This window comes from uncultured Cedecea sp. (assembly GCF_947498825.1).
GTDB lineage: Bacteria > Pseudomonadota > Gammaproteobacteria > Enterobacterales > Enterobacteriaceae > JGM124.
On sequence record NZ_CANMLV010000001.1, the window covers coordinates 612751 to 637083 of the forward strand.

Annotated in this window: 20 protein-coding genes; 13 read left to right on the forward strand and 7 right to left on the reverse strand. The window is 48.3% G+C overall.

What is annotated here, in order from left to right; translation table 11 throughout:
- The first annotated feature begins 151 nt into the window (after positions 1 to 151).
- Genes Q1A40_RS02890 through araD form a run of 3 tightly spaced genes read left to right on the forward strand, consistent with a single transcriptional unit; the run spans position 152 to position 4118 of the window.
- Positions 152 to 1840, forward strand: coding sequence for a ribulokinase (locus Q1A40_RS02890; RefSeq protein WP_299997527.1), 1689 nt, complete (start codon positions 152 to 154; stop codon positions 1838 to 1840).
- 32 nt (positions 1841 to 1872) lie between these two features.
- Positions 1873 to 3375 (forward strand): L-arabinose isomerase, encoded by a 1503-nt coding sequence (araA, locus tag Q1A40_RS02895; RefSeq protein ID WP_299997529.1) that lies wholly within the window; start codon positions 1873 to 1875, stop codon positions 3373 to 3375.
- A gap of 47 nt (positions 3376 to 3422) precedes the next feature.
- Positions 3423 to 4118, forward strand: a complete 696-nt coding sequence (araD, locus tag Q1A40_RS02900) for an L-ribulose-5-phosphate 4-epimerase (RefSeq protein WP_299997531.1) — start codon at positions 3423 to 3425, stop codon at positions 4116 to 4118.
- A gap of 314 nt (positions 4119 to 4432) precedes the next feature.
- On the opposite strand, the gene clpA is transcribed toward araD, so the two are convergent.
- Positions 4433 to 6706: an ATP-dependent Clp protease ATP-binding subunit ClpA gene (gene clpA / locus Q1A40_RS02905; RefSeq protein WP_299997533.1), complete on the reverse strand. Its 2274-nt coding sequence runs from the start codon at positions 6704 to 6706 to the stop codon at positions 4433 to 4435.
- 26 nt (positions 6707 to 6732) lie between these two features.
- Positions 6733 to 7053: an ATP-dependent Clp protease adapter ClpS gene (gene clpS / locus Q1A40_RS02910; protein WP_299997535.1), complete on the reverse strand. Its 321-nt coding sequence runs from the start codon at positions 7051 to 7053 to the stop codon at positions 6733 to 6735.
- Positions 7054 to 7371: 318 nt separating this feature from the next.
- Here clpS and cspD point away from each other — a divergent pair, with 318 nt between their 5' ends.
- Positions 7372 to 7599, forward strand: coding sequence for a cold shock-like protein CspD (cspD, locus tag Q1A40_RS02915; RefSeq protein WP_299997537.1), 228 nt, complete (start codon positions 7372 to 7374; stop codon positions 7597 to 7599).
- Between the two features lie 78 nt (positions 7600 to 7677).
- Here the strand turns inward: cspD and macB are convergent, their stop codons facing one another.
- Positions 7678 to 9624 (reverse strand): macrolide ABC transporter ATP-binding protein/permease MacB, encoded by a 1947-nt coding sequence (gene macB, locus Q1A40_RS02920; protein WP_299997539.1) that lies wholly within the window; start codon positions 9622 to 9624, stop codon positions 7678 to 7680.
- Positions 9621 to 10736, reverse strand: coding sequence for a macrolide transporter subunit MacA (gene macA / locus Q1A40_RS02925; RefSeq protein ID WP_299997540.1), 1116 nt, complete (start codon positions 10734 to 10736; stop codon positions 9621 to 9623). Before macA ends, macB begins: the two co-directional genes overlap by 4 nt.
- Positions 10737 to 10887: 151 nt before the next feature.
- Here macA and Q1A40_RS02930 point away from each other — a divergent pair, with 151 nt between their 5' ends.
- A complete protein-coding gene (locus tag Q1A40_RS02930) occupies positions 10888 to 11835 on the forward strand; it encodes a VirK/YbjX family protein (RefSeq protein WP_299997542.1) in 948 nt (315 codons plus the stop codon).
- A 38-nt stretch (positions 11836 to 11873) separates the two neighbouring features.
- Here the strand turns inward: Q1A40_RS02930 and Q1A40_RS02935 are convergent, their stop codons facing one another.
- Positions 11874 to 13529, reverse strand: coding sequence for an ATP-dependent endonuclease (locus tag Q1A40_RS02935; RefSeq protein ID WP_299997544.1), 1656 nt, complete (start codon positions 13527 to 13529; stop codon positions 11874 to 11876).
- Positions 13530 to 13759: 230 nt separating this feature from the next.
- Here Q1A40_RS02935 and poxB point away from each other — a divergent pair, with 230 nt between their 5' ends.
- The 3 genes from poxB to Q1A40_RS02950 all read left to right on the forward strand — a co-directional run bounded on the left by poxB (position 13760) and on the right by Q1A40_RS02950 (position 18011).
- Complete coding sequence (poxB, locus tag Q1A40_RS02940; protein WP_299997546.1) at positions 13760 to 15481, forward strand: ubiquinone-dependent pyruvate dehydrogenase; 1722 nt, start codon at positions 13760 to 13762, stop codon at positions 15479 to 15481.
- 66 nt (positions 15482 to 15547) lie between these two features.
- Positions 15548 to 16549 (forward strand): low-specificity L-threonine aldolase, encoded by a 1002-nt coding sequence (gene ltaE / locus Q1A40_RS02945; protein WP_299997548.1) that lies wholly within the window; start codon positions 15548 to 15550, stop codon positions 16547 to 16549.
- Between the two features lie 13 nt (positions 16550 to 16562).
- Positions 16563 to 18011 carry a DUF2867 domain-containing protein gene (locus tag Q1A40_RS02950; RefSeq protein WP_299997550.1) on the forward strand — a complete coding sequence of 483 codons (1449 nt, stop codon included), beginning with the start codon at positions 16563 to 16565 and terminating at the stop codon, positions 18009 to 18011.
- A gap of 138 nt (positions 18012 to 18149) precedes the next feature.
- Here the strand turns inward: Q1A40_RS02950 and Q1A40_RS02955 are convergent, their stop codons facing one another.
- Positions 18150 to 18980: an N-acetylmuramoyl-L-alanine amidase gene (locus Q1A40_RS02955; RefSeq protein ID WP_299997552.1), complete on the reverse strand. Its 831-nt coding sequence runs from the start codon at positions 18978 to 18980 to the stop codon at positions 18150 to 18152.
- 371 nt (positions 18981 to 19351) lie between these two features.
- On the opposite strand from Q1A40_RS02955, the gene artP reads away from it, so the two are divergent.
- The 5 genes from artP (at position 19352) to Q1A40_RS02980 (ending at position 23116) form a co-directional block, all read left to right on the forward strand.
- Positions 19352 to 20080, forward strand: a complete 729-nt coding sequence (gene artP / locus Q1A40_RS02960) for an arginine ABC transporter ATP-binding protein ArtP (protein ID WP_299997554.1) — start codon at positions 19352 to 19354, stop codon at positions 20078 to 20080.
- A gap of 19 nt (positions 20081 to 20099) precedes the next feature.
- Positions 20100 to 20831, forward strand: a complete 732-nt coding sequence (gene artJ / locus Q1A40_RS02965) for an arginine ABC transporter substrate-binding protein (RefSeq protein WP_299997556.1) — start codon at positions 20100 to 20102, stop codon at positions 20829 to 20831.
- A gap of 8 nt (positions 20832 to 20839) precedes the next feature.
- A complete protein-coding gene (gene artQ / locus Q1A40_RS02970; RefSeq protein WP_299997558.1) occupies positions 20840 to 21556 on the forward strand; it encodes an arginine ABC transporter permease ArtQ in 717 nt (238 codons plus the stop codon).
- Positions 21556 to 22224, forward strand: coding sequence for an arginine ABC transporter permease ArtM (gene artM, locus Q1A40_RS02975; protein ID WP_299997560.1), 669 nt, complete (start codon positions 21556 to 21558; stop codon positions 22222 to 22224). Before artQ ends, artM begins: the two co-directional genes overlap by 1 nt.
- 160 nt (positions 22225 to 22384) lie before the next feature.
- Positions 22385 to 23116, forward strand: a complete 732-nt coding sequence (locus Q1A40_RS02980) for an arginine ABC transporter substrate-binding protein (RefSeq protein ID WP_299997562.1) — start codon at positions 22385 to 22387, stop codon at positions 23114 to 23116.
- Positions 23117 to 23161: 45 nt separating this feature from the next.
- Here Q1A40_RS02980 and rlmC read toward each other — a convergent pair whose 3' ends face one another.
- Complete coding sequence (rlmC, locus tag Q1A40_RS02985) at positions 23162 to 24298, reverse strand: 23S rRNA (uracil(747)-C(5))-methyltransferase RlmC (protein ID WP_299997566.1); 1137 nt, start codon at positions 24296 to 24298, stop codon at positions 23162 to 23164.
- Positions 24299 to 24333 lie beyond the last annotated feature (35 nt).

Genomic DNA, 24333 nt, shown 5'->3' on the forward strand with positions numbered 1-24333 from the left:
CCAAATAAATCCATATCGAATATTTGCACAGCATCACAGTTTCTCTCTTAACAGCAATTTAATCCATAAGTTCAGCGGATCCCGCCTGACTCTTTTCAGCTACAAAACTTACTGTTCATGACATGTCTGTTTACTGTGCTGGAGCAAAAACATGTCAATTGCACTGGGTCTGGATTTTGGAAGTGATTCTGTAAGGGCATTAGCCGTTGATTGTCAAAACGGTGCTGAACTGGCCACCAGTGTCGAGTGGTATCCCCGCTGGAAGGACGGACGCTACTGCAATGCTGCTAAAAATCAATTCCGTCACCACCCTTTGGACTATATCGAATCAATGGAGCGGGCTTTGGTCTCGGTTCTGCTCTCTCTCTCTGACGAACAACGGGCAGCTATCAGAGGTATTGGTGTTGACAGTACCGGATCAACGCCAGCACCTGTCGACGCCAATGGGAACGTACTGGCACTTAATCCAGAATTTATGGATAACCCTAATGCCATGTTTGTATTGTGGAAAGATCATACTGCAGTCGAAGAAGCTGATGAGATAACCCGCCTGTGCCACCAACCCGATAAGGTTGATTACTCTCGCTATATTGGGGGGACCTACTCCAGTGAATGGTTCTGGGCAAAGATTTTACATGTTACCCGGGCCGATGCTGCCGTTGCTGAAGCTGCCGTGTCCTGGGTTGAACTCTGTGACTGGGTTCCTGCCCTGCTTTCTGGCACCACCCGCCCCCAGGATATCCGGCGCGGACGCTGTAGCGCCGGCCATAAAAGTTTATGGCATGAAAGCTGGGGAGGATTACCACCGGCATCCTTTTTTGATGAACTGGATCCATCAATTAATCAGCATCTTAGCTACCCTTTATTCACCGAAACCTGGACTGCGGATCGTCCTGTCGGTCACCTGAGTCCTGAGTGGGCAGCCCGTCTTGGATTATCTGAGAATGTAGTGATTTCTGGCGGCGCATTCGACTGTCATATGGGCGCAGTGGGTGCTGGGGCGCAGCCTAATACGCTGGTCAAAGTTATAGGTACATCTACCTGCGATATTCTGATTGCTGACTACACTACCGTAGGCGAACGGGCAATCAAAGGTATTTGTGGCCAGGTCGACGGCAGTGTTATCCCAGATTTTGTTGGTCTGGAAGCCGGGCAGTCTGCGTTCGGTGATATTTATGCCTGGTTTAGCCGCGTACTCTGCTGGCCACTGGACAGGCTAGCCCAACAACATCCAGAACTCAGTCAGCAAATCGAAACCAGTAAAAAAGATTTACTTCCCGCCCTGACAGAAGCCTGGGCACAGCAGCCTTCACTGGAACATTTACCAGTGATCCTTGACTGGTTTAATGGCCGCCGTACACCTGATGCTAATCAGCGCCTGAAAGGTGTAATAACCGATTTAAATCTCGCGACCGATGCTCCCGCCCTTTTCGGTGGGCTAATCGCCGCGACGGCATTCGGAGCTCGCGCCATTATGGAGTGTTTCACCGAACAGAATATCCCGGTTACAAACGTCATCACGCTTGGCGGTATCGCACGTAAATCACCGGTGATTATGCAGGTCTGCTGCGATGTTCTGAACCGTCCGGTACAGATTGCCGCTTCCGATCAGTGCTGTGCCTTAGGCGCCGCCATTTTTGCCGCCGTTGCTTCCGGCCAGCATAAAGATATCTCCAGCGCACAAAACGCAATGGCCTGTCAAATCGAATGGACATTGCAACCTGACCCCCAACGCGCTGAACAGTTTGAACAGCTCTACCGCCGTTACCAGCAATGGGCCAACAGCGCAGAGCAACATTATCTTCCCCTAGTCCCTGCCCTTTCTGCTCGCGCAGACTAACCGGCTGTGACCGCCCTTTAAGGATAAAAACAATGACTATTTTTAATAATTATGAAGTGTGGTTCGTGATTGGCAGTCAGCACTTATATGGCCCGGAAACGTTGAACCAAGTCACTCAGCACGCTGAACAAGTGATGACCGCCCTGAATGCCGAAGCGAAGTTACCGTGCAAACTGGTGCTTAAGCCACTGGGTACCCGTCCGGATGAAATTACCGCTATCTGTCGTGATGCAAATCATGATGAAAAGTGCGCCGGAGTCATCGTCTGGCTGCATACTTTCTCGCCGGCCAAAATGTGGATTAATGGTCTCACGCTTCTGAATAAACCATTATTACAGTTTCATACCCAGTTCAATGCGCAAATTCCATGGAGCAGCATTGATATGGACTTTATGAACCTGAACCAAACCGCTCATGGTGGTCGTGAGTTCGGCTTTATTGGTGCCCGTATGCGCCAGCAGCATAGTGTAGTCACTGGTCACTGGCAGGACCCACAAGCGCATCAACGTATTGCTTCATGGATGCGGCAGGCTGTTTCAAAACAGGATACTCGGTTACTTAAAGTGGCCCGCTTTGGCGATAATATGCGCGAAGTCGCCGTTACCGATGGCGATAAAGTCGCGGCTCAGATTAAGTTCGGTTTCTCGGTCAATACTTGGGCGGTGGGCGACCTGGTTGCAGTCGTAAATGCCGTAAGCATAGGGGATATCAATGCCCTGGTCGATGAATATGAACAAAGTTATCGTCTGACACCGGCGGCACAAATTAATGGTAATAAACGGCAGAATGTCCTCGATGCCGCCCGAATCGAGTTAGGTATGGAGCGTTTCCTCAAAGAGGGAGGATTCCATGCCTTTACCACTACATTTGAAGATCTTCATGGCTTAAAACAGCTTCCGGGGCTGGCTGTACAGCGCTTGATGCAGAAAGGATACGGGTTTGCTGGTGAAGGTGACTGGAAGACAGCAGCGCTGACACGCATTATGAAAGTGATGGCGACAGGCCTGCCAGGCGGCACCTCGTTTATGGAGGACTACACCTATAACTTTGAGCATGGCAACGATATCGTCCTCGGCTCTCATATGCTGGAAGTGTGTCCGACTATTGCCACTGATGAAAAACCCATTCTTGATGTGCAATATCTTGGGATCGGCGGAAAAGACGATCCTGCTCGTCTGATTTTCGCCTCTAAAACAGGCCCGGCGGTGAATGCCAGCCTGATTGATCTGGGCGATCGTTTCCGTCTGCTGGTGAATTGTGTCGACTCGGTAGCCATGCCACATGCATTACCCAAACTGCCGGTTGCCAATGCCCTGTGGAAAGCTCAGCCAGATCTGCCAACGGCATCTGAAGCCTGGATCCTTGCCGGGGGCGCCCATCATACCGTGTTCAGCCATGCACTTAATCTTGATGATATGCGTCTTTTTGCTGAACTGCATGATATTGAAATTGCGGTTATCGACAATGATACACAGCTTCCTGCATTTAAAGATGCCCTGCGCTGGAACGAAGTGTATTACCACTTTAAACGTTAACTCGGGCGGTCCCTCTCTGAGGGACTTCTTCTTTTGCGGAGGACATCATGTTTGAACAACTTAAACGCCAGGTTCTCGACGCTAACCTGGCTCTGCCAGAACATAATCTGGTAACGCTAACCTGGGGTAACGTCAGTGCTGTCGATCGCGAGCAGGGAGTACTTGTTATCAAACCTTCAGGTGTCGACTATCGTGCCATGAAAGCTGAAGATATGGTGGTGGTCAGTCTGGAAACCGGTAAAGTCGTCGAAGGTAGCAAAAAACCGTCGTCAGATACCCCGACTCACCGCCTGCTGTATCTGCGTTTTCCGCACATTGGCGGCATTGTGCATACACACTCTCGCCACGCCACTATCTGGGCGCAGGCCGGGCAAGCCATCCCAGCAACCGGTACCACTCAGGCTGATTATTTTTACGGTGCGATCCCTTGCACCCGTAAAATGACGGACGAGGAAATTAACGGTGAGTATGAGTGGCAGACCGGCGAACTAATCGCCAGTATGTTTGATGAGCAGGGCATCGATGCGATGCAGATACCCGGTGTACTGGTCCATTCTCACGGACCTTTCGCATGGGGGGTCAGTGCCGAGGATGCAGTACACAACGCTATCGTCATGGAAGAAGTGGCTTATATGGGGATTTTCTGCCGCCAGTTGAACCCTGAACTACCCGCGATGCAGCAAACACTGCTGGACAAACATTACCTGCGTAAACACGGGGCGAAAGCTTACTACGGGCAATAAACAGGCAAACTGGTTAAGGATCTCAGGATTGGGGAGTTCCTTAACCTGCTCTTTTAGCGGTGAGCCTATAACAAAGATGGGGCATAACGTCTTTGCCGTTCGGCATGACCTGAACCTTGACTCAGCCAAAGTGAACATCTACGCCAGAGGGGGCTCTTGAGTATCCTCTCGGTGCAACAAGGGGGAATTTTGGCGAACGAGGCATATCGACCAGAATGGATTGAAAATCCCGGTACGATGTGGTGCTAATATCGTTGCCATAATCAAAGGCCGAACATCAGTCCGGCCTTTGAGTTAGGTTTTGCGATTCCCCATTAATGGGCAATTTCCGGTTTACGTTTCTGAGCACTGATAAAGTTATAGGTTAACTGCTGCTGTGGTTTATCCAACGCAACTGTTACCTGCCCACCATCAACCAGGCTACCGAATAGCAGTTCATTAGCCAGTGGCTTTTTCAGGTAATCCTGAACCACACGTGTCATAGGGCGAGCCCCCATAGCGCGATCGTAGCCTTTTTCTGCTAACCAGTTACGTGCATCCTGGCTGACCTCCAGTGATACTCCTTTCTGATCCAACTGGACCTGAAGTTCAACGATGAACTTATCAACCACTTGCTGAATCACCTCGGTAGAGAGGTGGTTAAACCAGATGATATTATCAAGACGGTTACGGAACTCAGGTGTAAAGACCTTTTTAATCTCTTCCATCGCGTCAGTGCTGTTGTCCTGACGGATAAGACCAATCGATTTACGTTCTGTTTCCCGTACCCCGGCGTTAGTCGTCATGACCAGAATCACATTTCGGAAATCAGCTTTACGGCCGTTGTTGTCGGTTAACGTCCCGTTATCCATGACCTGGAGCAACAAGTTAAAGACATCCGGGTGTGCTTTTTCTATTTCATCAAGCAACAGAACCGCATGAGGATGTTTAATAACTGCATCCGTTAACAATCCTCCCTGGTCAAATCCAACATAGCCCGGAGGCGCACCAATCAAGCGGCTGACGGTATGGCGCTCCATATACTCAGACATATCAAAACGTAGCAGTTCGATGCCTAAAGATTTGGCAAGCTGAACGGTGACTTCTGTTTTACCTACCCCGGTAGGACCAGCGAACAAGAATGAACCAACAGGTTTATTCTCATGCCCAAGCCCGGCACGGCTCATTTTAATCGCCTCGGTCAGCGCTTCAATGGCTTTATCCTGACCGAATACCAGCATTTTAAGACGATCGCCCAACCCTTTCAGCGTATCCCGATCACTGACAGAGACACTTTTCTCAGGAATACGGGCAATGCGCGCCACTACCGTTTCGATATCAGTGACGTTAACTGTTTTCTTACGTTTACTGACAGGTACCAGGCGACTACGTGCGCCGGCCTCATCAATGACATCAATGGCTTTATCAGGCAGATGGCGGTCATTAATATATTTTACCGCCAGCTCTACCGCCGCACGAACCGCTTTCGCGCTATAGCGAACATCATGGTGTGCTTCGTATTTCGGTTTCAGGCCATTGATTATCTGAACCGTTTCTTCGACTGTCGGTTCGGTAACATCTATTTTCTGGAAACGACGTGCCAGAGCACGATCCTTTTCAAAAATATTACTGAACTCCTGGTAAGTCGTGGAGCCCATAACCCGAATCTTACCGCTGGAAAGCAACGGTTTGATCAGATTAGCCGCATCAACTTGACCACCCGATGCCGCACCCGCTCCGATGATAGTATGAATTTCATCGATAAACAGAATACTGTTTTTATCCTGTTCCAGATGTTTAAGTAACGCTTTAAAACGCTTTTCAAAGTCACCGCGATACTTGGTACCCGCCAGCAGTGAACCAATATCCAGCGAGTAAAGCGTACAATCAGCAATCACTTCTGGCACAGTGCCCTGAACAATTCTCCACGCCAGGCCTTCCGCAATTGCCGTTTTACCGACGCCCGACTCACCCACTAACAATGGGTTATTCTTACGCCGACGGCATAGCACCTGGATAGCACGCTCAAGTTCTTTATCACGCCCGATAAGTGGATCAATACCACCGACGCGGGCAAGCTGATTAAGGTTAGTCGTAAAGTTTTCCAGCCGGTCTTCACCGCCTGAAGCTTCCTCGCTAGCCTGACTTTCATTGCCAGGCGCCTGGCCGGGTTCATCTTTACGCGTACCGTGTGACAGGAAATTAACCACATCCAGGCGGCTAACTTCGTATTTACGCAGTAAGTAGGCGGCCTGTGATTCCTGCTCGCTGAAAATAGCGACCAGCACATTGGCTCCTGATACCTCATTGCGCCCAGAAGACTGAACATGGAATACCGCGCGCTGTAACACACGCTGGAAACTGAGCGTCGGTTGTGTTTCACGCTCATCCTGGCTTTCTGGTAAAACCGGAGTGGTTTGCTCAATAAAGGTTTCAAGTTCTTGCCGCAACGCGACGAGATCCACCGAACAGGCTTCAAGCGCTTCTCGTGCCGATGGGTTACTGAGTAATGCCAGTAACAAATGCTCGACGGTCATAAACTCATGCCGACGCTCGCGCGCTCTGGCGAAAGCCATATTTAAACTGAGTTCCAGTTCTTGGTTGAGCATAGAGACCTCCCCAAATATTGCCCGATTCAGGCCTTTTCAAGCGTACATAACAAAGGGTACTCATTGTCCTTCGCGTACTGATTTACCAGTGCCACTTTGGTTTCTGCTACTTCAGCAGTAAAAATGCCACAAATCGCTCTTCCCTGATAGTGAACCGTGAGCATCAATTGCGTCGCGCGTTCTACATCATAAGAAAAGAACTTCTGCAACACGTCAACAACAAATTCCATTGGCGTGTAATCATCATTTAACAAAATGATTTTATACATAGAAGGCGGCTGCAGCTCTTCACGCAATTTATCCTTTGCCACCAAGTCTAATTTTAACCAATCTTTTGTCTTACCCATTCCAGCAATTCATCATTTGTTGTAGCCCGAAGCGTATCAGGCAAGGTTTTAAATTGAGTTTACTATGCTTTCAGTAATACATCGCGTAGTAAATGTTTCTGTTTATTTACCCGTATACGAGACCAAGATCACATAATGGGAAATAGCGTTAACTGCTTCAAACTTTTAGACATTTAACCTGTAAACCCACCTGACCATGCTTGACGAAACTGGCCATTTATTTCCATAGTAGCAGCTTGAGCCTGTTATTTTTTGAACAATCGGCTCTAACCACCGATTCATTCTCTCACTATTACGTCTTACGAAGGATGCAGAAGTATGGGAACGGGTACTGTTAAATGGTTTAATAATTCAAAAGGGTTTGGCTTTATCTGTCCGGAAGGTGGTGGTGAAGATATCTTCGCACACTATTCAACCATTCAAATGGACGGTTACAGAACGCTTAAAGCCGGACAGACTGTCAAGTTCGATACTCATCAAGGACCCAAAGGTAATCATGCCAGCCTGATCGTTCCACTAACGACAGAGACAGAAGCGATAGCCTGAGGTCACTCATCATAGCTTAAGCCACTGGCGTAAAATGTCAGCCACATCAGGGCTGACATTTTACCGACCAGCTCTTATTTACTCTCTTGCCAGGGCATCAATCGGGTTCAAGCGTGCCGCATTGCGAGCGGGTAACCAGCCAAAAAGAACCCCGATAGCCGTAGAACAGCCAAACGCGGTCAGTAACGCGACTGGTGAAAAACCGATTTCCCAACCCGGTAAGACGAGCTGCAAGGCCACCGCTATCAGCAATGAAAGCGCGACGCCCAATGCCCCACCGACTAAACAAACCAGCACAGCTTCGATTAAAAACTGCTGTAATACGTCACTTGCTCTGGCCCCAACCGCCATACGAATACCAATCTCTTTAGTACGTTCAGTAACCGAAACAAGCATAATATTCATTACACCAATTCCACCCACCAAAAGAGAAATCACCGCCACCAGTGTTAAGAACATCTGTAATGTACGTGTGGTCTTTTCTGCCGTTTTCAACAGACCATCCATATTATAAGTAAAAAAGTCTTGCTGACCATGGCGTAAATTAAGCAACCGATTCAGCTGACGTTCTACATCCTGACTGTCGTAATCATCTTTAACACGCACCGTTATTGAATTCAGCCAACGCTGCCCCATCACCCGACTCGCCATGGTGTTATAAGGTAACCAAACACGTAATACCTTACTGCTACCAAACATCGACTGCTTCTCAGTGGCAACCCCAATCACCGTAGCGGGTACATTACCGACCAGAATAACTTCGCCCACTACCTGAGTTTTATGAGGAAACAATTGACGCTTACTGTTTTCGTCAATCACGACTACCTGAGCACGCTCAAGCACTTGCTCATTATTGAAACTCGTCCCCTGACTGATAGTCATACCGTAGACATTAAAATAGTCGCCACTGACACCGTTGACACTGGCTGCAACATCCACATTGCCATAACGTAATCGGAGATTACTGGAGATTGAGGCTGTAGCAGAACTGACCCAAGGTTGTTTAAGAATAGCGGCTAAATCTGCGTCCTTTAGCGACTGTTGAAATCGGGGATCATCATCACCAAAATCCTTACCGGGATAGATATCAATCGTGTTGGTTCCTATTGCCCGAATATCCGCCAGTACCAGCTGTTTGGCGGCATCACCAATCACCACGATAGACACCACAGAAGCAATACCGATAATAATCCCCAGCATCGTCAACAAGGTACGCATTTTATTCGCAGCTAAGGCCAGCCAGGCCATACTCAGTGCTTCACGGAAACGACTGAATATTTGCTGAAATGAGGTATTTTTCGCTAACTGCGGTTTGTCGGTGAAAGATGCGCTATCCCGGGGTAAAGCGGGAGGATTACGCACAATTTCACCATCACGGATCTCGATAACTCGCTGCGCCTCGGCGGCAACCGTAGGGTCATGGGTGACGATAATAACCGTGTGTCCCTGCTGGCACAGTTGTTTCAGGGTAGCCATGACCTCTTCACCAGAGTGACTGTCCAGTGCTCCCGTGGGTTCGTCCGCCAGTATCACCTGTCCACCGTTCATCAACGCACGCGCGATACTGACACGCTGCTGCTGACCACCTGATAACTGAGAAGGCCGGTAGCCAACTCGGTCACCCAATCCCAGCCGGGCGAGTAACTCAGTTGCGCGTTGTTTACGCTGGGTTCGCGTCGTTCCGGCATAGACAGCAGGAACTTCGACATTTTGTGACGCATTCAGATGTGATAGCAAATGATAGCGCTGAAAGATAAAACCAAAATGCTCGCGACGTAACGTCGCCAGTTGGTCTTCATCAAGCGTAGCGGTATCGACACCCGCAACCTTATAACTGCCGCTACTCGGTTTATCCAGGCATCCCAGAATATTCATCAGAGTGGACTTTCCCGAGCCAGAAGCACCGACAATCGCCACCATCTCTCCCGCTTCAATATTCAGCGAGATACCTTTTAGTACCTCCACCTGTTCTTCACCGGAAGGATAACTACGGCGGATATCTTTTAGCTCGAGCAACACCGTCATGATGAGCCTCCATCACTGAGTTTCCCCGTGACAACCTCTTCGCCTTCCTCAAGTCCCTTGAGTATCTGGACCTGTGTATCGTTACGGGTTCCAATCGTCACCTCCCGCACTTTGGTTTCGCCATTGCGCAAGATAGTCACGTTATAACGATTATCGCCTACCGGCTCGCCCAGTGCTGCCAGAGGAATAGTGATAATATCTTTAATTTCTGCCAGTTGAATATGCACTTGTGCGGTCATATCCAGACGAAGCAGCCCATTTAAATTCGGCACTTCAAAGCGGGCATTGTAGAAGATAGCCTCATTCACTTTGTCCGGCGTGGGTAAGATATCTTTAATCACCCCTTCATAACGTTCCGTCGGTGCACCCAGCACAGTAAACCAGACTTTTAGCCCCGGTTTTATATGAATGACATCGGCCTCAGATACCTGAGCTTTTACCAGCATGGTACTTAAGTCAGCCAGCGTCAGAATATTAGGGGCCTGTTGAGCAGCAATAACCGTTTGCCCTTGCAGAGTGGTGATTTGAGTGACTTCCCCGGCCATGGGGGCAATAATTCGGGTGAACTCGAGGTTAGTTTGTGCGCTACTCAGGCTCGCCTGATTGCGTTTAATTTGTGCGTCAATAGTGGCAACTTGTGCTTGTTTGACAGCCAAATCGGTCCTGGCGATATCCAGGTCCTGGTGCGAAATCAATTGCGTTTTCGCCAGAGCCTGTTGTCGGTTGAGTGTCAAACGTGCCAGTTCGCTTTGTGCAACAGCCTGTTTTCTCTGAGCACGCAGCTCCATCAAGGTGGCATCCACCTCTTTAATTTGGTTTTCTGCCTGCTCAGGATCAATGACACCTAATAGCTGATCTTTTTTGACCTTGTCACCGATACTCACCGACAAAGTCTGAAGTTGCCCGCTAACCTGAGCCCCCACATCTACTTTGCGCAGTGCATCCAGTTTTCCTGTCGCCAGTACGCTTTGCTGTAATGAGCTTTTACGCACAATTAACGTCTGGTACTGAGGAACTGGCGTATTCAAAACTGACCACAACCAGAAAAAGCCTATTCCTGCCAGCAGGAATAGTAACCAATAAAGTTTCTTGATATGTCTCTTATTTTTCATAAGTGTCCTAATGACATTTAAAACCATCACATGGTTTGTTCAAAAAACAACCAAAACGTAGTTTTTTGTGAAGAAAGTACCGTTTATTGAACGTCAGTTGATAAACGCTGTGCTGTAATTCTTTCATTCATCGTTCTTTGAGCACTGTATTATGTCACACATTAATGTCCATTCAGTCCCTGGTAGTTTACCAAAAAATAGCTGGCAGCTTTTTATGTTACTGGCTCAAGGGAAATGGCAGCCAGGACATTCATGGAATAAACCCGCCTATCGGTGCAAATTTATCTTACGTTCATTAGCCATGCCATTCAGAACAGTTAAGCTAATGAAAAACTTGGTTAGTCAGCCTTTTCTGGCCTCCATGTTGACCGCCCAGCCGGGTTTACCTTGTCGTTTGCATCGCCCTTATCTTGCAGTCAATATTCCGCGTGCGGAAACGGTTGAAGCAATAGCTTGCCACTACAAGGATATCTCAGACATCTTTTCTGAGCAGATGCTCAAAGAATATTTCACTGAACAGGGCTATTGCCTGGCAGAAATTCAGGGGAAAAACGGTGAATCTTATTTCATCGATCTTTCAGCCTTTGATATGCAAGGAAAAGAGGGGGAAGTGACGTTGAATTTCTGCGATAGCAAACGCGTTATTCTGGCGAAATTAACCTTTACTCTTTGCCTGCACGATCATAAAAAAACTTTATTTATTGGCGGCCTGCAGGGAGCTAAACCTTGGATTCCTCATGAATCTATTCAGGTAGCAACCAAAGCTTGCCACGGCTTATTCCCTAAACGTTTGTTGTTAGAAACAGTCTGTGAACTCGCAGGATTCTTTCATGTTGAGCAAATTCTGGCTGTCGGGAATAGCACCCATATCTTTCGTTCCTGGCGTTATGAAAAAAAGAAAAAACAGCTGATGCATGCCGATTACGACAGTTTCTGGTTATCCATGAACGGTGTACTACGTAACGACGGTCTGTTTCTGTTGCCAGCCGCGATTGAACGTAAATCACTGGAAGATATTGCCAGTAAAAAACGCGCCGAATATCGCCGTCGCTATGAGCTACTCGACAAGCTGACTCATAGCATTGACAGCCATTTTTAGCGCAGAACCTTCCCCAGCAGGTTTACAGTGCTCTACTCTTATCCGGCACGTCCTCTTGCAAGCCAGAGAACCCGTGCAAACATATTTTTCAGCAAGGACGGAATGGCATTCTCCCCACGCCGTCCAGCTTCCAGCGCAACCTCGATAGCCAGGTCAGGTTTTGACGAACGACTAATGGCTTTGGTGATAATACGGCGTGTATTCATGGGGACGCCTGGCGGCAGCTGTGCAATCCGATGAAAGACATCAGAAAACCCCTGTCGGTACATAAAATGTTCCATATCTGGCGCCGGTAAGGTGGTCAGACGATCGCGTAGATGCTGAGAATCATCCCCCAGAATACTGCGTACCGTAGCGGCATATTTCTTTCCAGCCTCATCGCCATCGACCAGGACATGCCACTCAATACCCATGCGACGGGCAAATTTGACCAGTGGTTTCAAACCAGACTGTGCAAATTCAATGACTTTAACTCCTTCCGTATCAAAATGATGCCCGCACTGTCGCGCCAGTTCATTCATCATCCAAATCTCCGTTTCGCCTTCAACCAGCAGCCAGCAACGGGCAAACAGTGAAGAAGCACGATTAAAACGAATATGGAAGGCTATTCGCCGACTCTCTTCGGCATTCATTCCGCCAGGCCCCAGACGCCACGCAGCCACTTTTGATGACTCGCGAACCAGACGGCAAACCTGCTCTACCGGGGTGAGTGACAGCAGTTCACCTGAGTTAGTCGTGGTAATTTTCTGTAACGGCAACACATTTAGCAGATTCCAGGCCACTGACAGCATAATAGGATGCAGCCGAGTTTCAGGATCTTCCACCAGCAATAAGGGCTGCGCATCACGACTCAGTAACACATTACCTTTAGCCTGTAATAATGTGGCAAACATCCCCAGCAAAATCATGCGATAAGCACGAGTATTAGATTTATCTATCATGCGGTTAATCGCATCCAGATAACGCCAGTCTTTTTTCTCATCATGTGTCTGACGACGCAATAATCGCTGATGAGACTCACTCCCCTGCTCAGAGAAATAGTGCTCCAGCAACTGCACCATGGCGGAAAGTCCTTTCCGCACCTGAAGATCGCTAAGATTTTGTGGATTAGCAACCAACTCACGGGTTAAAAAATCAAGCTGTCGTGCCGTAATTTCAGTATCTGGCATCTTCGGTACGGCACCGCTTTTCAGACGTCGCATAAAACGCGCATCTCTCAGGCGCAATACCGGGATCAGACCGATCAATTTTCTGGCTAAAGCATCAATGTCACCCAGCGCCAGCGGGTGCCCCTGCTCATCAAGAAACGAGCGTAATGTCAGGACGGAACCATCGTCACCCAGTTCTCCTTCTAAGCGATAGAAGATGCGCTGAACATTATCGGTATCAGTAATCCATACCGGAGCCAGCCCGCGACAGCGCCTGCTGTGGCTACTCCCTTCTGCCTGTTCTCTGAAAGTTAAAATGATATGTAAATGGTTTTCCCGCCCCTGTTGCTCACCTGGCGGAAAATAGAAGTCATTCGCCGTAAATTCATACAAGCGATTATCAGCAGCAAGAAGTAACGTGAGTGCATCCAGCAAACTCGACTTACCCCAGGCATTTTCACCGATCAGGACGTTATTTTTTTCAAGCATTAACGACAGACGATTAATACCCCGAAACCCCACAATTTCTATCCGTTCAAGAAACATAGCTTCTCCTGCTGTGCAAACTGCTTCCAGTATACCTGCCATAATCCAGGATACTTGGATATCGCTATCATGACGAGAGTCGAATCACAGAGTCTGCCCAGGCACTTTCTTCTTGCTTGCTTGCCCTGGTCTGTGGCTTTCTATGATACCTGCTCTCGTCAATCTGACGCCTTCTTCTATCTCCTGACCGAGATAGGGCCTGTTTACTATGTTAATAGATAAGGAAAACGATGAAACAGAACGTAGCAACCTACCTTGCAAAAACGCTCGAAAGCGCAGGAGTTAAACGTATTTGGGGTGTCACTGGTGACTCACTTAATGGCATCAGCGACAGCCTCAATCGTATGGGAACCATCAAATGGATGGCAACCCGTCACGAAGAGGTTGCGGCGTTTGCTGCTGGCGCAGAAGCAGCATTAACGGGAGAACTCGCAGTCTGTGCCGGATCATGCGGTCCTGGCAACCTGCATCTGATCAATGGATTATATGACTGCCACCGTAATCATGTTCCGGTTCTGGCGATTGCAGCTCATATCCCTTCCAGCGAAATAGGCACCGGATATTTTCAAGAAACCCATCCGCAAGAGTTATTCCGCGAATGTAGTCACTACTGTGAATTAGTCACTAATCCCGAGCAAATCCCCCAGGTTTTAGCCATAGCAATGCGTAAAGCCGTGCTTAACCGGGGAGTGTCTGTCGTGGTATTACCGGGGGATATCGCCCTTAAGTTGGCTCCTGAGTCAGCCAGTACTGACTGGTATCCTGCACCACAACCTATTATCACTCCGCCTTTAGAAGAACTTGAGAAGCTCGCGGAACTGTTAAAATCTGATGCCGATATCGCCTTGATGTGCGGAAGTGGTTGCGCAGGAGCACATCAGGAACTGATTCAACTGGCTGAAAAACTGAAAGCCCCCATTGTGCATGCCCTGCGAGGTAAAGAGCACGTAGAGTATGACAACCCCTATGATGTCGGTATGACCGGGTTGATAGGTTTTAGCTCCGGTTATCATACAATGTTGAATGCCGATATTCTGGTATTAATCGGGACCCAGTTCCCCTATCGCGCGTTCTATCCGACTAACGCCAATATTGTCCAGATCGACATTAATCCTGGTAGTATCGGAGCACACAGCAAAATCGATATGGCCATCGTCGGCGATGTTAAAGCAACCTTGAAGGCATTACTGCCGTTGCTCGAAGAGAAAACCGATCTACATTTCCTCGAGAAAGCCAGAAAACATTACCAGAAAACACGGGAAGAACTCGATGCTCTGGCGCAACCGATACCTGATAAACCGATTCATCCTCAGTATCTGGCACAGCAAATTAGCCATTATGCCCAGGAAGATGCCATCTTCACTTGTGATGTGGGTACTCCGACCGTCTGGGCTGCCCGCTACCTGAAAATGAATGGTAAACGCCGGCTGCTTGGTTCGTTTAACCATGGTTCAATGGCTAACGCCATGCCACAAGCCTTAGGTGCTAAAGCGACCGTACCTGATCGCCAAGTCGTCGCCATGTGTGGTGACGGCGGATTCAGTATGCTGATGGGTGATTTTCTTTCAGTGGTGCAGTTAAATCTGCCGATAAAAATCGTCATTTTTAACAATAGTGTACTTGGTTTTGTCGCCATGGAAATGAAAGCGGGGGGTTATCTGACCAACGGTACTGATTTACATCCTACCAACTTTGCTGCTATTGCCAGTGCCTGCGGAATCAAAAGCTTTCGGGTGGAACAGCCGGAGCAACTGAATGACGCTCTTGAACAAGCCTTCGCTTTTGACGGCCCGGCGCTGGTTGATGTCGTGGTAGCAAAAGAAGAACTGGCTATGCCACCCGAAATCAAACTTGAGCAAGCAAAAGGCTTCAGTTTGTATATGCTGCGCGCCATCATTAATGGACGCGGTGACGAGATTATCGATTTAGCGAAAACAAATTGGTTCCGATAGCACAACCAACCTCTCTGAACACCTGAATAAATTTCGGGTGTTCATTCTAAGCCAAAAGGACTTTCCATGATAGATTTACGCAGTGATACCGTAACCCGTCCAAGCCGAGCCATGCTGGAAAGAATGATGGCGGCCCCTACCGGGGATGATGTTTATGGTGATGACCCTACCGTTAATCAGTTGCAGGCGTTCGTCGCTCAACTCAGCGGTAAAGAAGCGGCTCTTTTTTTACCTACCGGTACTCAGGCTAATTTGGTCGCCTTATTGAGTCACTGTGAACGTGGAGAAGAGTATATTGTCGGTCAGGTTGCCCATAATTATCTTTATGAAGCCGGAGGTGCGGCAGTACTCGGCAGTATTCAGCCACAACCTATTGACGCTAATCCTGATGGTTCACTGCCACTGGATAAAGTGGCGGCTAAAATCAAGCCAGATGATATTCATTTCGCGCGCACGAAACTGTTGAGTCTGGAAAATACCCATAACGGTAAAGTGCTGCCGCGTGAATATCTTCAGCAAGCCTGGGAATTTACCCGTGAGCATAATCTGGCATTGCATATTGATGGTGCCCGACTGTTTAACGCCACCGTTGTCTACGGCTGCACGCTGGAAGAAGTTACCCGCTACTGTGACACCTTTACGCTTTGCCTCTCAAAAGGTCTTGGGACAGCAGTCGGCTCACTGTTAGTCGGCAGCCATGACTATATTCAGCGGGCAAAACGCTGGCGTAAAATGACCGGGGGCGGTATGCGTCAGGCGGGAATTTTAGCGGCGGGCGGACTGTTTGCTCTGGAAAATAATATCTCTCGCCTGCAAGAAGACCATGAAAATGCTCACTGGCTTGCTTGTGCATTAAAAGAGATTGGGGTTGATGTCATCCGTCAGGATACCAATATGGTCTTTGTGCGTATGCCCGCTGAACAGACCCATGCATTTGGTCAATTTATGCGCGAAAAAAATATTATCATCAGCGCGGGGGCAAATATGCGACTAGTGACGCACCTTGATGTCAGCCGTGAACAACTGGCAGAAGTGGTTGCTCACTGGCGCACCTTCACTCAGCGCTAGACGAGAACGGGTCATGACACAACCGAAAAAAATTTTGGTCCTGGGTGCCAGTGGCTATATTGGCCGGCACCTGATTAGGCAGCTTGCCGAAGCCGGGCATCAGGTCATCGCCGCAGCCCGGCATATCGATGCGCTAAAAAAACAAGCCATAGCCGGGATTGAGTATCGTAAAGTTGACTTACATGACCCGCAGTTTCCGCTCTCTCTTCTCGAACAGGTCGATACTCTCTACTATTTAGTTCACAGCATGGGGGATGGCGCTGATTTTATTGCCCTTGAACAGCAGGCTGCGACTCAACTTCGTAATGCGCTGAAACAGCAGCCGGTTAAGCAGATAATCTTTCTCAGTTCATTACAAGTCGCTGAGAATCAACATTCACCGCATTTGCAGGCTCGCCAGTTAACGGCTGAAGTCTTACGTGACGCGGGTATTCCGGTAACGGAATTACGTGCCGGTATCGTGATTGGTTCAGGTTCAGCAGCCTTTGAAGTGATGCGGGATATGGTCATAAATCTGCCAGTATTAACGCCACCGCGCTGGGTACGTTCACGCACCACACCCATTGCACTGGATAATCTGCTCTACTACATGGTGCACCTGTTAGATATTCCGGCTTCTGAGCATCGTATCCTTGAAGCCGCGGGACCCGAAGTTCTCAGTTATCAGCAACAGTTTAAGCGTTTTATGGCTATAAGTGGCAAGCAGCGGCCCTTGATTCCAATTCCGCTTCCGGTAAGCTGGATTTCGGTCTGGTTTCTTAACCTGATAACGTCCGTCCCGCCAACGCTTGCCAGCGCGCTGATTCAAGGGTTAAAACATGATTTGCTGGCAGATGATCGTCAGCTACGTGAACTTATCCCCCAGCCGCTGATTCCTTTTGATGATGCGGTGCGATCTGCTCTCAATCATCAGCATAAACTGTCTGATGCACTTAACTGGGGGAATGATCCTCAAGCCCTCAATCGCTGGCAGCCTGATTACGGTTTTTTTGCCCGGCAGGCAGGTTGTACCGTCACCACTGACGCAAGTCTTGAAGACCTGTGGCAAGTCGTCAATCAACTGGGCGGCGAACAAGGCTATTTCTTCGGTAATGCTCTGTGGAAAACGCGTGCGTTCATGGACCGGGTTATCGGTCATAAACTGGCGAGTGGTCGTCCGGAAAGAGATCTGCTGGAAGTCGGTGATTATGTTGATAGCTGGAAAGTGATTGTCGTCGAACCTCAGCAAGAACTGACGCTATTGTTTGGGATGAAAGCACCGGGACTTGGACGTCTGACCTTCCAACTTTCAGATAATGGGCATCAACGTCAACTGGATGTCCGGGCATGGTGGCATCCGGCAGGCATGCCTGGATTACTCTACTGGTTAGTGATGAGCCCCGCTCACCTGTTTATCTTCAGAGGAATGGCGCACAAAATAGTCCGTTTAGCAGAAAACTATTCAGCCTCCGGCATCAAATAATAATTTTCATTGCGTTACGTATTATCTCACGAAAAATACGTAACATTAACTTCGTCTCTCTGAGTTAAGTGACATGAAGATTGATGCGCCAGATATACACTCTCAGGTTTATCCTGTACCGGGTATTATTGCCCGACGTTAACCTTGACCATATTTCTCCAGTAGCGCTTCAACAATCGCCTGCGTTTCCGCATCCGCTTGTCCGCTGTAATTTTGTGGCCGAAAATGCATCTGAAAAGCAGTAATCACCTGCTGTAACTGCATGGCCGTCATCTCAGGCGTAACTTGATAACCATAACGAGCCAGTAAGTCCAGTAAATGGGCCTGGTCGACAGGTTCGAAAACCGATCGCCCATTTAAATAGAAGGCCACTCGATCTGAGGAGGGCCAGGCGCCAATCCCACGTTCTGCTAATTGTTCCCAGGGAAATAGCGGCCCAGGATCCACTTTGCGCTGAGGGGCAATATCGCCGTGTGCCACGATATTTTCGGGGGCAATCTGGTAACGCTCAATGATATCTGACAGTAATTTTTCCAGTACGGCTATCTGTGAAGGCGCAAACGGGTAGAACTGTCTTTTATCCCCATGCTGCGTAAAACCGCTATTTTCTAACTCAATACCGACGGAGATGTCATTGATACGTTGATTTCCCCGCCAATAACTGACTCCAGCATGCCAGGCCAGTTGTTGTTCCGGAACCAACTGCCAGATAACCGGTTTACCCGATAAGTGCGGGGGTTGTGCAGGAATAAGATAATGTGAACTGACATCAGGCCCGGTCAGGGTACGCAGTGAGCCATGAAAGTGATCGGCAGTATAGTGAATCACCACAACTTTCACTCGTGGATAAGAAGCCCGGGCAGGATGCCGTAAGTCAACCTGGTATTCCCCTTTATCCACTATCCCCTGCTGCCCGGCACAGCCCGTCAGTAATATCATTACACACCACAATATCATCCGTGAATACATTCCAGCCTCTCTGTTTTTCAGCTATACCCCAAGTAATTCGAATTGCTTGTAGGCGCGAAGTGAGGCGCGTCGATGAGCACAGATAAACTCTGTGATTCAGCGCGCCTCATGCACGCAACACCCAAGCAACTTGAAGTATGACGGGTATATATCTGTTCAAGCTTTATTGCCATTGTAACCCGTATTAAGGCCACCAACGCTTAATTCCAGACAATTTACTCATCATCACCGACACCAGACACTATTTTGTGCTAATTTTAAGGGACTAAATCGGTTTGTTTTAAGATTTAACGCGCAAAGATTGCATAACTATTCTGTTAAAGGTACCCTTTTCGACTTCAATGAGCTATTCAACCTCCAAACTGCAACCCATGAGTATTCAACTAAACGGCGTTAACTGCTTCTATGGTGTCCATCAGGCACTATTTGATATCACACTACATTGCCCGCAGGGTGAAACACTGGTGTTGCTAGGCCCAAGCGGCGCGGGTAAGAGCTCGCTATTGCGTGTGCTTAATTTGCTGGAAATGCCTCGCTCCGGTACTTTGAGTATTGCTGGCAATACATACGATTTTTCAAAAGTACCCAGTGATAAAGCCATTCGTGAATTACGACAAAATGTCGGTATGGTATTTCAGCAGTATAACCTCTGGCCGCATCTGAGCGTGTTGGATAACCTGATTGAAGCTCCTTGCCGGGTGTTGGGTCTAAGCAAGGAAAAAGCACGCGCTCGTGCTGATAAATTGCTGGATCGTCTGCGCCTGACACCCTATATGGACAGGTATCCTCTGCATCTTTCCGGTGGACAGCAGCAACGTGTTGCTATTGCCCGGGCGTTAATGATGGAGCCACAGGTTTTGTTATTTGATGAACCTACCGCGGCACTGGATCCAGAAATCACCGCGCAAATTGTCAGTATCATTAACGAACTGGCAGAAACCAAGATTACTCAGGTCATTGTCACACACGAAGTGGAAGTGGCACGTAAAACAGCCAGTCGTGTGATTTATATGGAAAATGGCCATATTGTTGAACAAGGTGATGCGAGCTGTTTTAGCAACCCGCAAACCGAAGCGTTTAAATCCTACCTCTCTCACTGATGTTGAACGGGAAACGACAATGAAAAAAGTTCTGTTGGCAACACTGTTAGCTGCCGTTACTTTCTCAGCAAGCGCTGCGCAAACGCTGCGTTTCGCAACCGAAGCCTCCTACCCTCCGTTTGAGTCTATTGATGCCAGTAACCAAATCGTTGGTTTTGATGTCGATTTAGCCAACGCACTGTGTAAAGAAATTGATGCCACCTGTACTTTTACTAACCAGGCATTCGATAGCTTAATCCCGGGATTAAAATTCCGTCGTTTCGATGTCGTGATGGCCGGTATGGACATTACTCCTGAGCGTGAAAAACAAGTTCTGTTTACCCAGCCGTACTATGACAACTCTGCGTTGTTTGTCGGTCAGACAGGTAAAAATGCCGATATCGCAGCATTAAAAGGTAAGAAAGTGGGTGTTCAGAACGGCACCACTCACCAGAAATTTATTACCGATAAGCACCCAGAAATTACCACTGTCCCGTATGACAGTTATCAGAATGCCAGACTGGATTTACAAAGCGGCCGTATCAATGCCGTATTTGGTGATACTGCGGTAGTAACAGAATGGCTGCAAGACAGCTCTAATCTGGCTCCAATCGGTGATAAAGTCACCGATAAAGATTACTTTGGTACGGGACTAGGCATCGCTGTACGTCAGGGCAACACCGAGCTGCAAGCAAAACTGAATGCGGCCCTGGAAAAAGTGAAGAAAGATGGTACTTATCAGGCCATCTATGACAAATGGTTCCAGAAGTAATCAATTCGATGAATGAATTTTTTCCATTAGCAAGTGCCGCCGGTATGACCGTCGGCCTTGCCGTATGTGCCTTGGTAGTTGGCCTTGCACTGGCAATGTTTTTTGCTGTGTGGGAGTCAAGCAAATATCGTCCAGTCTCATGGACAGCCACCGCCCTGGTTACTATTCTGCGCGGTTTGCCTGAGATTCTGGTGGTACTGTTTATCTACTTTGGCTCATCACAGATCCTGTTGATACTGGCAGATGGCTTTACGCTGAATCTGGGCTTTGCCTCGTTTCAGATTCAGGTGCCGATCACCAATTTTGATGTCAGCCCCTTCCTTTGCGGGGTAATTGCGCTCTCGCTACTGTATGCCGCTTATGCATCACAAACTTTACGTGGCGCCCTGAAAGCTGTGCCAATTGGACAATGGGAGTCTGGCCAGGCTTTAGGTTTATCTAAGTCAGCGATATTCTTTCGTCTGGTGATGCCACAAATGTGGCGTCATGCACTGCCTGGGTTAGGCAACCAATGGCTGGTATTACTGAAGGATACCGCGCTGGTTTCACTGATAAGCGTAAATGATCTCATGCTACAGACCAAAAGTATCGCGACACGTACTCAGGAACCCTTTACCTGGTATATGGTTGCCGCGGCAATTTATCTGGTTATCACGTTATTCAGTCAGTATATATTGAAACGTATTGACCTGCGTGCCACACGCTTTGAACGGAGACCAGGCTGATGCTCGATTTCCTGCCAGAGCTGATGAAAGGTCTGCATACCAGTCTGACCCTCACCGCGGCATCAATCTTCCTGTCATTACTGATGTCATTGGTTTTTACCGTTATTCTGACATTAAAAACACCGGTACTGAGTCTGCTGGTGCGTGGCTATATTACACTGTTTACCGGCACCCCATTGCTGGTACAAATCTTCTTGATCTACTACGGACCGGGACAATTTCCCTCACTTCAGCACTATCCGTTGATTTGGGGTCTGTTGTCCGAGCCTTGGCTGTGTGCATTAATCGCCCTGTCACTCAACAGTGCGGCTTATACTACACTGCTGTTTCACGGCGCTATTCGTGCTATTCCCGAAGGCCAGTGGCAGTCTTGCAGTGCTTTAGGGATGAGTAAAAAAGATACGCTGGCTATTTTGTTACCTTATGCCTTTAAACGTGCACTTTCTTCTTACTCTAACGAAGTGGTCTTGGTGTTCAAAAGTACCTCACTGGCTTATACCATTACACTGATGGAAGTGATGGGCTATGCTCAGCAGCTGTACGGCAGAACTTATGATGTTTCTGTATTTGGCGCAGCAGGTATTGTCTATCTGATAGTCAATGGCTTACTGACGCTGATGATGCGTTTAATTGAACGTCGGGCGCTGGCATTTGAACGTCGTAACTAACGCACAATATTGACGAAAAAACGAGGATTCAGCCTCGTTTTTTTTCACTCCAAACCAAATAATAATACATCCATATTGCATATAAATTCATTTAATGGCATGGTTATCTTATGCCGGTAACGGCAATTTATAATTATATATCGCTACTGGAGCCATCCCAATGAAGAAGTTACTGTTAGCCGCCCTGTTCGCCACAGTTGCCGTCAATGCTAGCGCCGCTGACAAAATCAACTTTGCATCCTCAGCAACTTATCCTCCTTTTGAGTCTCTGGACGCGAATAATCAAATCGTCGGTTTTGATATCGACCTGGCTAAAGCTTTATGCACACAGATGAAAGCAGACTGTACCTTTAATAACCATGCTTTCGACAGTCTGATTACCTCTCTTAAATTCCGCAAATATGATGCGGTTATTTCAGGTATGGACATCACCGCTGAACGCGCGAAGCAAGTGGCTTTCACCAACCCGTACTATGATAACTCTGCGGTCGTCATCGCTAAAAAAGGCCTTTACAGCTCTTTTGCCGACTTAAAAGGCAAGCGTATCGGGATGGAAAATGGTTCAACTCACCAGAAATATATCCAGGATAAACATCCGGAAGTAAAAACTGTCTCTTATGACAGCTATCAAAATGCTTTTCTTGACCTGAAAAATGGCCGTATTGATGGGGTATTTGGTGATACTGCTGCGGTCAATGAGTGGTTAAAAACCAGCCCCGAATTGGGTCCTGTAGGTGAGCATACTGCCGATCCTGAATACTTCGGTGCTGGTATGGGTATCGCGGTTCGTCAGGATAACCCTGAGCTACTGGGCAAGCTCAACGCCGCTCTGGCAGCCATTAAAGCTGATGGTACTTATCAGAAAATCAGTGAGAAGTGGTTCCCACAATAAATACATCACACTGATAAGTGCATACCCGCTCGGGTATGCACTTCATCAGGCCTCGCTACGCCGAATCAGCAGCGTCAGAACTTCATAATGCGCGGTATGAGGGAACATATCAAAAAGCTGAACTCTCTCAAGCTGGTAGTCCGGCAGCATAGCAATATCCCGCGCCATGGTTTCGGCATTACAGCTGGAATAAACAATAAATGCTGGCTGCATTGCACTTAAATAGTCACAAAGAGCAGGTCCTATACCTCGCCGGGGAGGATTCACCAGCACCAGATCGGGAATATCTTGCTGTGCCAGAGCAAACGCGGTTGAGTCCAGCGCCTGAAACTGAATATTGCTAAGTCCCAGCAGTGCTGCAGAACGCTGAGCACAAGCAATAGCCTGCGGAGCGATTTCTATTCCAGTCAGTTTCATATCGGGTGTCGCACAGTGCAACCCGAAACCTCCAACACCGCAAAACAAATCCCACATATGCTTAACCGGCAACGCCCTGACCCAGTCTCTGGCGGCGGCATACAGTGCTGAAGCAACTTGCGGGTTGGTCTGGAAAAAGCTTTGTGGCCGAATAAACAACGGCACGTGATTAAACATCTCTTCCAGCGCCTGCTCATCTGTTAAGGGGATCTCTTGTTTCCCTTCCATAATCGCCATATGCACCGGTTGAATATTAGCTGAAATCACTTTTAACTGAGGTAACCGGGCCCGTAATTCAGGTAATACACGACGTAAAGCGTCGATTTTGGCCTCGGATCGCAGAACAAAGCGCAGCATAATACCGCCATCTAACTGGCTCTCCGTGATCAGAATGTATTTTAATTCCCCCCGCTTACGGGCGACGTTATAGGGAGTTAATCCTGCCCGGGCTATAAAAGGCTTCAGGGCATCAAATACTGGGGTGAATGAAGGCGGATAAAGCGGACAGTCCGTCAAGTCCTCAGGGACACCATTACGATGTAACATACCCAGTAGTGGCTTTTCGACACTGCCACTCACCACCATTTTGGCTTTGTTACGGAATGCCTGTTCAGCCCCGCTGACAGGCAGACACCACTGCTTAACTGCAATACCCTGCAATAACTGCTGAAGATTGTCCATCTTCCCGGAGAGCTGGTCAGCTATCGGTTGTTTAAGCCACTGGCAGGAGCGACAGCGGTCCGCGTCGTAAAGCGCGCAATCCATAATAAAACCCTGAAGAAAAGCGAGGGCGCAGATTG